At 51.7% G+C, this 10265-nt stretch carries 13 protein-coding genes; all 13 read right to left on the bottom strand.

The window, feature by feature from the left end:
* A partial coding sequence (locus ACJAZW_RS13950) for a phage portal protein (RefSeq protein WP_415159148.1) occupies positions 1–832 on the bottom strand: 832 nt, incomplete at its 3' end.
* An 8-nt stretch (positions 833–840) separates the two neighbouring features.
* Positions 841–1074, bottom strand: coding sequence for a DUF6148 family protein (locus ACJAZW_RS13945; protein ID WP_415159146.1), 234 nt, complete (start codon positions 1072–1074; stop codon positions 841–843).
* The gene (locus tag ACJAZW_RS13940) at positions 1074–3161 is read right to left on the bottom strand and encodes a terminase gpA endonuclease subunit (RefSeq protein WP_415159144.1); all 2088 of its coding nucleotides are present in this window, start codon (positions 3159–3161) and stop codon (positions 1074–1076) included. The genes ACJAZW_RS13945 and ACJAZW_RS13940 overlap by 1 nt, the downstream gene beginning before the upstream one ends.
* A complete protein-coding gene (locus tag ACJAZW_RS13935) occupies positions 3154–3795 on the bottom strand; it encodes a terminase small subunit (protein WP_415159142.1) in 642 nt (213 codons plus the stop codon). The genes ACJAZW_RS13940 and ACJAZW_RS13935 overlap by 8 nt, the downstream gene beginning before the upstream one ends.
* A 130-nt stretch (positions 3796–3925) precedes the next feature.
* Positions 3926–4705 (bottom strand): hypothetical protein, encoded by a 780-nt coding sequence (locus ACJAZW_RS13930; protein WP_415159140.1) that lies wholly within the window; start codon positions 4703–4705, stop codon positions 3926–3928.
* Positions 4706–4895: 190 nt separating this feature from the next.
* Positions 4896–5465 (bottom strand): hypothetical protein, encoded by a 570-nt coding sequence (locus tag ACJAZW_RS13925; protein ID WP_415159138.1) that lies wholly within the window; start codon positions 5463–5465, stop codon positions 4896–4898.
* 2 nt (positions 5466–5467) lie between these two features.
* Entirely contained in the window at positions 5468–5788 is a 321-nt protein-coding gene (locus ACJAZW_RS13920) for a hypothetical protein (RefSeq protein WP_415159136.1), read from the bottom strand.
* Between the two features lie 407 nt (positions 5789–6195).
* A complete protein-coding gene (locus ACJAZW_RS13915; RefSeq protein WP_415159134.1) occupies positions 6196–7656 on the bottom strand; it encodes a primase-helicase family protein in 1461 nt (486 codons plus the stop codon).
* Positions 7649–8809 (bottom strand): CHC2 zinc finger domain-containing protein, encoded by a 1161-nt coding sequence (locus tag ACJAZW_RS13910; protein WP_415159132.1) that lies wholly within the window; start codon positions 8807–8809, stop codon positions 7649–7651. The genes ACJAZW_RS13915 and ACJAZW_RS13910 overlap by 8 nt, the downstream gene beginning before the upstream one ends.
* On the bottom strand, positions 8806–8994 hold the full coding sequence (locus ACJAZW_RS13905) for a hypothetical protein (protein WP_415159130.1): 189 nt from the start codon (positions 8992–8994) through the stop codon (positions 8806–8808). Before ACJAZW_RS13905 ends, ACJAZW_RS13910 begins: the two co-directional genes overlap by 4 nt.
* A complete protein-coding gene (locus ACJAZW_RS13900) occupies positions 8991–9773 on the bottom strand; it encodes a phage antirepressor N-terminal domain-containing protein (protein ID WP_415159128.1) in 783 nt (260 codons plus the stop codon). Before ACJAZW_RS13900 ends, ACJAZW_RS13905 begins: the two co-directional genes overlap by 4 nt.
* Complete coding sequence (locus ACJAZW_RS13895; protein WP_415159126.1) at positions 9770–10051, bottom strand: hypothetical protein; 282 nt, start codon at positions 10049–10051, stop codon at positions 9770–9772. Before ACJAZW_RS13895 ends, ACJAZW_RS13900 begins: the two co-directional genes overlap by 4 nt.
* Positions 10048–10265 (bottom strand): hypothetical protein (locus tag ACJAZW_RS13890; RefSeq protein ID WP_415159124.1); only part of this gene is annotated, 218 nt, incomplete at its 5' end. The genes ACJAZW_RS13890 and ACJAZW_RS13895, both read right to left, overlap by 4 nt.

Genomic DNA, 10265 nt, shown 5'->3' with positions numbered 1-10265 from the left:
CTTCATAGAGCGTATAGTCGGAAAGAATTTTGGCCAGTTCCATAATCGGAGCTAGATAGGGAATGCCCCGTGGCTGGCCGGGTCGAAGATGGACCATTGGCAAGAGCATTAGCGGCAAGCCGGTGTCACCCACAGCTGGCACATATTCCCATCGACGATCTTCAACCTTTGCGATATCGCCGGGATGGAACCGCGTGAAGTGATAACCTTCCACCCTCCCATCTGATGAAAACTGCACACCCGCTTTTATGCGTTCGGAATCTGGCTTTCCGCTAGGATTTGAAATGCGTTCGGCTTCAACCAGAACAACCTTTGTTCCATAAACTTCACCGGGTCGCTGATCATAGCGCCTGACAATGCCCAGATCGCCTTTTTCCAACACACCGCGAAGGATCAAATCTTGTAAGTCGAACCAAGGCACGTTGCCTTCCCAACTCAGTGTTTTAAACGCCAAGTTGAGTTCGCGAACAATCTCTTGACCCTTCGCCTGCGCTTGATCCCTATCTAAACCAAGAAGGTCACGATTTAGCGCCGGTCTGAAATGAAGACCAGTGCCAATCACCCCGGACACATTGGTATGCATCGTCCCGGCTGCGAGAGGAGAATTGCGCACCATGTCGCTGGATGCAGAGCGCAATTCAGGTAGGTCTGGCAACGTCTCCGCTGCCGACGACCCCGAGCCCATTTGCCAACCGCGCAGTCTTTTGCTGCGAGAAGGCACACCAGTATAGCCCGAAGACATCGGCTGCATAATGATGCGCGAGTTGGAAATGCGCGCAGCAATGCCAGCCACCGACTTGCCCAGCCGTTGACGAAACGTTTGATTTTTCATTTGTTTTGTTACCCGACGATATGGACGTTGCGGCGGCGCTTATTCGCAGGCAAACTCAATTGCCTAACTTTCTTGTCCCAAAACTCTATCTGCTTTTGGATCCACGCAGCATTCGCACGCGTTAATGACCGTGAGCTACCGTCCACTTGGATCGTGTAACTTTGTGATTCAGCAACTTTTTCACTTGCCTCAACCCACTTTGCCAAGTTGGTTTCTGCCTGTTGCAGAGTAATTCCAGCCATTATGACCCCTTCACCCGACGAGCCCTTGGCTTCGCCACTGTTTTGCGTCTGGCTTTGTCGATCTTCTCAGCAGATGTGCCAATGAGTGAAGCAAAACTATTGCTTTCAATCGGCGCAGCCCATGCAGGCGGCGAGGACCAATCAAAGGTTTCTGCTTTCAAAACAATAACAAGTGCTTTGCCATAAACCGCCAAATCAATTTGCTCGTTGGGCTGAGACTTCACGATCTTTGCCCAACCCTTGTCTAATCTCTGTTCAGCACAAAGTTCTTCAAACACCCGATCTTCTAGGTGAGATGACAAATGGTGCTTACCCGGACCGCTTTCCTTTCGGGTAAGGGCCATAGTCACTTCGTCTTTCAGCTTGTCAGTGCCAACGAACACAATCCGAATGTCTGTGGTCTCTTTACGCTTTGCACCAAGAACCTTTTCCGGTTCTCGGTGTTGAGCGCGATCCCGTTCAAAGCCACCTTGCCCCTTGGCAATAAAAAACCGATTGGCATAACCGCGTGACCGCATTTTACGCAAAAACTTGTATGCATTGGCCGTTGTGCCAGGTGCGCCGCCACTATCCACAATCATTGCGCGTGGCAACAATTCGCAGCCTGATCCTGCGACTTCAATGGGCTTATCGATCAACTCTTGCAGCGCTTCCCAGTCTTCAATATAGCGCGGCGGGTCAATGCCCCGCTTATCAGCACCCGCTGGTGCGCCTTCAGGCGGCTTAACAATGTCAATTCGATCGATGGTATATCTTTCCAGATCTTCCATCCACGCATCCCAACTCACAGCAAATTTTTTGGGCTGCACGTCCACTTGGATTGTCACAAACCGTGTACCGGCTGGTGCTATTCCAAGCGGATAGTTTTCAGATAGCTTCTTGAGCAGATCAACGCTCATTGCGTTCTCAGCCAAAAGGGCTTTGGGCAAATAGCATTTGCCTTGGTCGATGTTCGCAGTTGTTTTCAGCTTGGTCTCATCACCAGTTCGCTTGAAATGATCCTCAGCTTGCAGTTGGCGAGATACAATCTGTTTCCAAGACTGCAATACCGCCGCAGGTCCTTCATGATGGTAGCTCGCAATCCCATCACCTCGGATGTCTTCACTGTCGATATCGACAAGCGCACCGTTTGAAGACTCATGCAGCCATTTCGATTTGCGATTTAGACCATCTTTACGATCAGGTTCGATCACTCCGCCGCATTCTGGGCAGCCCATGTACACTGTTTCGGCACTCTTGCCCGGATCCCCACGGTCCTCCCACTTGAGGTATTCAGTGAGTGGTTGAAACCAATCTCCACATTCAGGACATGGCCAATAAAGCTTGCCGCGACTGCCCATGTTGAACAGTGAAAGCAGACCCGTTGTTGGTGGTGCTTCATGCGGAGTGCTTGCTTTCCAATCCGCGTCCAGTTGTGGCCGTGAAGGTGAACCTTCAGCGACAGCCATACCTGTTGAATAAAACGACTGAGTTCGCTTGATCGATAGATCAAACGGACTGCCCTCTTCATCGACATCATCGGGCATCCGGTCATAGTCTGTCAGCAAAACGTCAGGCCAATCGATCATCGAAAAATAGTCTGCAACCGGCCAAGCAATTTGGATGTTCATTCCACCTTTAAACTTCTTCTCATAAAGGTTGTCCGAACCTCGACCACTCCCCTTGCGCTCGTTGACGGCTGGCGAACCTGAAACCAACTTATCCAACTTTGCAGTTGAGAACAGTTTGGCCATTTTTTGACTTGAACAAACCACCAACATATCGCGCGGCATGCACACGATGCGCTGTCCGATCGTATTCAAGATCAAAGCTTCCGATTTGATCGACCGGGCTGGGCCAACAAAAACAACAGCTTCAAACCGCCGCGATGTGGTCATGCGCATTGGCTCAACCAAGTGCGGCACCGTATTGTTATCCCACGCCCCGGTGTATGCTGCCGATTTGATCTTGCGATCCTGTTCGGCCCATGTTGGCACATCAATGCGCGAGTGCGGAGCGAGACTAGCGAGTGCGTCCTCTATAACCTCAATCCCAGACGCAAAGCGCGGCGGCGGCATCGGCGGTAGGTAGTTATTTAGGTCACGCATCGAAAAGGTTTGTCCTTACTGGTTTACCCTTCTTGTTGTTTTCCGAAAGGAACTCACGGATCCGTTGTTGCGCCTCGGACAGCGTTTCATCGCAAATGATCACAGCCCGTTCGACCGTGTTTCCGTCTAAGTCACATTCGCGTTCTAGGCGATCAGGCAATGTGGTAATCCCATCTCGGATTGGAACGAAGACTCCATCAAGCAATGCCAAAAACTCTTCTTTTGGGATCATCGATCCACGCGCAAGTTCAAATTGCTCATAGGCCATCTGAGTTTCGATCACTTCGCGCTTTTCTTTTGGTGAAAGGCTATCTATTCCTTCACCCAGCTGACCACCTGTCAGCGCAAGTTGCATAGCCCGAACCGCAGCCGATTCTTGATCTTGACGTTCTTTCTGTTCAGCATTGCGTGCGTGGTACCAAGCCCAGCAGTGCGACAATTGAAACTCATACGACTGCCCATTGCCGCCTTCGTTCTCAACAGGCATGCCGTGTTGAACCCATTTATCGATTGTGTTTGTTGACGTGTTAAAAGCACTTGCCAACGCCTTCTTCGACACCACGCCATCGGGAACTGAATCGTCGAGCGGGTATTGCTTGACCAACTCCTTTAGATTGAATTCTTTGAATTCCACGATGAGCCTCTAGGCTTGGACAACAACATCAACGCCATCACCAACACCTCAAAAAATTATCACGAATAAAAGATACGGGGCCCGAACTACCCACGGGCCGAGATTGTTTTGGCTGGGAGGACCCAACCTTTTATGGCCGAACTCTGTCCAAGTAGTAGCTGAACCGTTTGGGGAACTCACGGTTAGCTGTCTTGGTGGCCGCTTTGCCGAAAGCGTATCGCTTGCGGTAGTGCGGTGCGCCTTCAACAAATATGAACACTGCTTTGATCCGCTTGCCTAGCCGCTGGTAGATACCGCGTGGCAGTGCATTGATCCCACGATCAGACTTGTCCCCACGTGGTACGAAAAACCGTGCCTTACCCTGCTTCACATTGCGCCGACGCGACCGAGATGTTTCTGACAAAGTTGATTGAACACCAGCTTGACCTTCAATTTGTGACAAGATGCGCACAATGGTCGCACCAGATATGCCCCCAGAACTATCTCGACGATAACCAGAAGCTGGAATTGCAAACTCGTTTGGTCGCATCACACCGATGCGGCGAAGTCGAACCTCAAAAGCCTTTGCTCGGCGCTTGCCACCTTCCACTTGCACCTTGAGATATTTTGCAGGCGCGTTGCCCTTGATCGATTGGTCTTCGATGTAGAGCGCCGCAGTATGTTCACCAACCTTGGCTTTGATTACCCGAGGCGAGTTCCAAGTGTATTTCTTTGGTCGATCAAACGACCGCCGCATTTTGTTGCTCTCAGCCCGACGCGCCGCAAAGACCGTGTCGTTTAGCGCATCGCGAATGACAAACGGTAGCTTACGTTTCTCGAGCGCGGTGAGGCTATCCCGAACCTCATCAATGTTGTGAGCGACACTTAGACCCGCGCCCGAGTTTGAACGCCTAACAATCGCTTGTGGCATCCTACACCCTCCAACTCTGCAAATTTGCAGACTTAGCGAACCAAATGCACCGCATTACCAGTGCGCCAATCATTGCCCCGCTCCGTGCTGAAACGAAAAAGCGCCGCCGAGCAATTGCTGGGCAGCGCGTGTTTGAACCTTTTATGTTGTGGCATTGATGGAGCAAGTATTGGTGACTCGTCAATAGCCCTTAACCAACTTTTTTCGCGGCCACCATCCACGGTTCGCGTGAAACCCTTGGTGGATGCGGGATATGGTCCTCTAAATTATTTTTGAGAAAATCTGTTAAGGCCACCAAACCCTCCCACCAAACCATATATTGCGCCCGTGCACACTTCACCTGAGATGGCGGCAACCCATCCCAATCATAGATCACTTGCTTGGAGCCATCCGACAAAGCGATAGTGGCCGGTCGACCAAAACGACCTATGCGCGCAACCCGTTGGCCCGCCCCTTCAGGGTACCAATCAGGTCTGTCACCTTTTATCCCATGGGCAATCACCAATGCCTGTGCAGGCTGTGGCAGCGCCATTGCTGCGTCATAAGTTGCGAATGCATCCATGTGGCAATTGCTGGCGATCAAACGCTCCACCACACCGTCTTGGATCATCTGCCCATATTCCTGCATTTGATCCATTGCACCTTGACCAGATCGATAACCCAACATGCCAACATCGCTGCCCGCACTTGCACGGCCCACTTGCTGATCAGCCAAAGCCCAATGCACCAGTTTTTCAATGTCGATCTGCTTTTTTGCCATTGCTATTGCCCTGAATGCTTGTGCTGCACCAACAGCGGATTGACAACCTCACGGACCAACCGCAAATAGTCGGGAACATTATCGGCATAAAAAACGTCATAACTAAACATATCAAGGCTGATCAGAAGAACGAATTCACTGCCCTTTCGAAATAGGTCATGCTCCATGACGCCAGCGATTGCCACGAACCTATCTACGCCACTATATCCAGCAGCAGTTAGTTCCTCATCATTTGTTGGAAAATTACCAATTGGTACCCCCACCAATTCCTTGCCCTCATACCGATACATTGTTTGCAATTCATCAGACTTATTGTCAGTCATTGGCTAATTCCTTTCGTTTTGGCTTTGGTCCACCCGGTCCACCCACGCTATTTTTGGGTGGACCGCTGTAACCACTGAATTTGCTGGGCTGGTCCACGTGGTCCACGTGGTCCACCCATTTTTAGAGTTTAGAAAAATAATATAATCTCCTCGCGCATACGGACCACCCATTTTTGCATGGACCACGTGGACCACGTGGACCGCCCCTTATGTTCCGGGGCTTTGCGCGGTCCACCCATACTATTAGTGGGTGGACCAGGGTGGACCATTTCGACCTGCGGAAACAGGTCTGGAACGATTTTTTGGCGTTTAACAACCAAAATTCCCACCAACAGCGCGACACAGTTGCCCCACAAATGGCCCATCACCCCATCTAGCCCTGCTTTGCTGCGCCGAGCCTTTTGCCGCTACAAAGACATTTCTGGCGGCAAATGTTCGCCCACCTTCACCATTCCTCCTGTCCAATCCACTTCTTGACCGACCACATCGCAGAACGAAGCACGACACTCTTCCAATGATGGAAACGAGAAACATCGGCCACGCTTGCGCACATCTTCAGACCGCATTGACCGAGGCCGCGTCGTTTTCAACCCCGGCACCATTTGATGGATAAGCTTGCCAAACTGCGACCTGTCAGCGCGCCGTTTGATGCCTATGGCGTCAGCCTGTTTGAGATAATCAGCATGCAACGCATTTTTGGACACTTCGCTCTCCCAAACACCCTCACCAGTGAACAATTCGCCTTCTGCCAACCGATCAAACCACCATGCTTCCACGCTATCGAGCGAACGAACCTTTTGCTCCAACAAGGCAGTGGTCAAAGGTATGGTCCAGATGTCGATTGTGGACAGATCAAAATTCAGCAAATCGTATAGCAGTGCCTCGCGCCCACCATTGTTCAGCTGTTCGTGCATTTCCGCGAAATATTCATGGTTTTGTTTGGCACCGTCGCCAACGTCCAACACACAAAAACGTCGCTCGTCCTTACCCGCAGGAACCACCCAATCTTCATTTGAAGTCATGCAAAGCCGCACATAGTTTTTCACCCTGATCGGGTCAACGCCTTTGGCTTCAATCATTTGGGTTTTGGCAGCAACCAACCCTTTCAAACGCCCTTCAGCGTTCTTGTCGCCAGCCCACACCGCTTCTTCAGCTTGCAACAATAGGCACTTGGCCATATGCGCATTGAAGTTGCCAACAATGTAGCGAGGGTCATCAACCTGAAAATAATGGCTTTGGATCAAAGACCCTATCACTTCACCAATGGTCGATTTTCCGGCACCCATCTTGCCCCTGAACACTAAGGCAGTGGCGGTGCGTTCGCGTGGTCGCTGGAACATGTGAGCAAACCAGCCAAACACCCAATTGCGTAAATCCTTGTCGCCACCACACACGTTGGTCAACAGATGATCCTCGAACACGTCATATTTGTTTTTGCCGCGTTTGGCTTCCGCATCAAAGCCATGCCACATGTTCAAATATCCCGGCGTGCTATCGGCCCCATCCGGGTTGGGAAAAAATTCCAATCCCTGATACTGGCGACGGTGTTTTGAAGACATCCACACCTTGGAATATGTCATCGGCTTCATTTTGCCATCAGCACCCTGCCAATATACAAACTTGTTGTCGTACCATCGGTGAAACGCATCAACGGTGCGGATCTGAATTCTATCTTCAACATCGGCTTGTGGCTGTTCATGCACCAACGCCGCTTTTGATCCCAAAAGCACGAGCGCCCATTCATTGTTCATTTGCTCAATGTCGAAGCCCCCCAACTGGTCCTGCTCGCTGTCAGGCTGCATTTCTGGGGTTGGCATCGGCTCAATAGAGCGGGCATCTTCGATAGCCGATTGTATCGGGTTACTCATCTAACCCCTCCACAAGCATGTCGTTAAAGTCTTTTCCCGGCAGCGCATCAGCGATCCGCGCTTTTAGGCCGGGGCGCAGCGCCATGGCGCGACGGCCACAGCGGATCAATTGTTTTTCTGTTTTGGCTTGGTCGCTGTCCGCATCCCGCAAAATCACAAACTCTTTGCACCATTCTGGCGGCACAAAAGCATCATCTTCCAAGTCAGGTATATCATGGCGGCGTGTGCCACCCGCATCCACACCCGTCGCCCCAGCCATATTGCCAAGGTCTACACCGCACCAATAGGCCGTGTGAGGCTGATAAGCCTCTTGCAGCGCGGTCAATGTGGTTTCTATACCCTCACCCATCACCAGCCGTTTTGGGTTAGCTGGTGTATAAAGCCAAATCGCGCCTCCCTTTTTGGATCCGCGCATGATTTTAGATGCCAGTACTTGCCCCGTATTTGGGTCATCAAGCTGTCGCTTGCCTTTGGGCTGACTGACATCGATGTAGGTCATGTGCACCGCATTTGGTGCGCCATTGGCTTGAACGATCGCGCCAACCATCATCGGGCAAGTGTCGATCACCTCCCAACTCACCTTGTGGCCATTCTTCACCTGGCACCGGCGCTCAAATCGCTCTACTTCACCCAGGTGAATCTTGAACTTTCCAGCCGCTATCGTGTCGGCCAATTTGCCCAATCCGCGCTGGCGCAAATATTGCTCAACCGGACCACCGGGCTTTGGTGGCCTTGCCATGGCGATAATCGACTTTGCGGCTCTAATCTGCTTTTGTCGCTCACGTTCGGCAAACTCCACTTGTGTGCGCCGCCGTTCTTCAGCCTGTTTTTGCAACTCAGCCGCATGCGCCGGGTCAACCGGCTCAGCCGCCTTGCGGCCCGTAATGCGCTCAAGGGCAGATTTGAAGTCCAAATCTTCCATATGCATCACAAGCGCAATCACATCGCCGCCCTTTTCGCAGCCCCGGCATACCCAAATATTCTTGCTCAGGTTGATTGCAAATCGATTGGCGTCTTTCTTTTCGTGCCCGCCACATTTGGGGCATGGGCCAGATCGATCGTTGCCACGCGCGCCAATTTTCCAGCCTTGGCCAGTGGCCCAATCAATGCAGCTGGTGTTTTGCGCTTCATGTTTGAGAGAGTCGAGGTTCATTTTGTCCCCTCTACACGCTCGTCAGTAATAGCGCTCAGCACCAACCGGCATTGATCAGCGGCTTTGATGGTTTCGTTGGACACAAGCCCACCATTGCCGCCTTGCCCATGCGTCCCGGTCACATCATAGGTAATCGCGTCGATCAGTTTACTGGTGGCTGTCTGGAGCTTTTTGAGGTTACTCATTGCACCGTCATTCCTGCTTCTTTGAGCCGTATGGCGACCATGTGAGTTATGCCGCCGCCCCACTTCTTTTTGCGGATGCCGAGGCTGCTGGTATATTTACCAAAGGCACTTAGGCCCACGGCGGGCGCATTGTGCATTTTGGCCCATTGTTCATAGGCGCGGTGCGCGTCTTGTAGCGGCAAAAGCGATGCACGGTCTGGCTCCATTTGTTCGGCCACAAATTGCTGAACATAGGCCGCGTCATGGCTTTGCGGGGCCACAGCCTCTTCCACATCCATAATCGGCAAACCAAGTTGCGCCCACATGCGGCGGGCGGCGCTTTGGCCGAACGTGAGCCGTGTTTCGCGCAACAGCCCCATTTTGGCAGCAATCATTTGCCAATCCCAATGGGCCGAAGGGTCGTGAATACGACTTTCCATATCCGGCGATGCACCAAAAAAGTGCTTAAACAACACTTCATGGCATTCGCGCTGATAAGTCAGCACGGTTTCCCGCGCTTCCTCATCTTCAATGCGGCTGCTATCAATGCCGAACAAAAAGCCCGGCACCAGATTGAGCGGCAAGGCGATTGTTTCGCGAACACCCGCTGGGGTCTCCATGGTCATCATGGCCATGGAAGGTGCCAAAACCGGATCGCGTTTTAGGCGCTTTAGTTGTGCGCTCCAATCAACACCCAATCGATCTACAATCGGCTTAATTGCTACCAGCGGATAACCCACCTCATCCAATTGAGTGATGATGCTATCGCCATAAAAATCAACTTTTTGGATTTGGGTCATGCTTGAGCTACCTTCAATTCACGATTGTCAGGTTCAAAATCCGCATCATTTTCACGCGGCTCCGGTTCAAAATCTTCCAATTCGCCGCCCCAGCCGCACAATTGATCGGCCAAATGCGCGTTAAGCGGTGCAACAATGGTCAGTTGGTCGCCGCAGCGCACAATTGTGGCAAACTCCAACAGTCGACCCAACAGCAAGCTGCCCTCGACCAAATAATGTTGGTAAAGCTGTTCTGGATGCGTCGCGCTTTCATTTCGGGATAAAGCTTTTGCCATCATGCCACGTCCCGCAAATCGTTGACGCGGTTCACAAGGCGGTTGAAGGCCGCTTTGCTTTCAAGCTGTTGGTCAGCCCAAAAGCCCACCAACGCAATGAAACAACGCTGAATAGGGTGGTGGTGATCTAACTTTTCGGAAAAAGTGACAACCGTATGGGCAAATTCTTGCCCATTGCCCAACGCTGTTTCCAGCAAGGTCAATTCGGTCCAAATGT

Source organism: Maritalea sp. (genome assembly GCF_047634455.1).
Lineage (GTDB): Bacteria > Pseudomonadota > Alphaproteobacteria > Rhizobiales > Devosiaceae > Maritalea.
Note: the sequence above shows the minus strand (reverse complement) of the source record. Positions and strands in the feature narration are given on the sequence as shown.

What these genes read in the sequence shown, in the direction of transcription:
- ACJAZW_RS13895 (WP_415159126.1), bottom strand. Translation starts at nt 10,051, where the DNA reads ATGATGGCAAAAGCTTTATCCCGAAATGAAAGCGCGACGCATCCAGAA.
- ACJAZW_RS13915 (WP_415159134.1), bottom strand. Translation starts at nt 7,656, where the DNA reads ATGAGTAACCCGATACAATCGGCTATCGAAGATGCCCGCTCTATTGAG.
- ACJAZW_RS13925 (WP_415159138.1), bottom strand. Translation starts at nt 5,465, where the DNA reads ATGGCAAAAAAGCAGATCGACATTGAAAAACTGGTGCATTGGGCTTTG.
- ACJAZW_RS13900 (WP_415159128.1), bottom strand. Translation starts at nt 9,773, where the DNA reads ATGACCCAAATCCAAAAAGTTGATTTTTATGGCGATAGCATCATCACT.
- ACJAZW_RS13905 (WP_415159130.1), bottom strand. Translation starts at nt 8,994, where the DNA reads ATGAGTAACCTCAAAAAGCTCCAGACAGCCACCAGTAAACTGATCGAC.
- ACJAZW_RS13910 (WP_415159132.1), bottom strand. Translation starts at nt 8,809, where the DNA reads ATGAACCTCGACTCTCTCAAACATGAAGCGCAAAACACCAGCTGCATT.
- ACJAZW_RS13920 (WP_415159136.1), bottom strand. Translation starts at nt 5,788, where the DNA reads ATGACTGACAATAAGTCTGATGAATTGCAAACAATGTATCGGTATGAG.
- ACJAZW_RS13940 (WP_415159144.1), bottom strand. Translation starts at nt 3,161, where the DNA reads ATGCGTGACCTAAATAACTACCTACCGCCGATGCCGCCGCCGCGCTTT.
- ACJAZW_RS13930 (WP_415159140.1), bottom strand. Translation starts at nt 4,705, where the DNA reads ATGCCACAAGCGATTGTTAGGCGTTCAAACTCGGGCGCGGGTCTAAGT.
- ACJAZW_RS13945 (WP_415159146.1), bottom strand. Translation starts at nt 1,074, where the DNA reads ATGGCTGGAATTACTCTGCAACAGGCAGAAACCAACTTGGCAAAGTGG.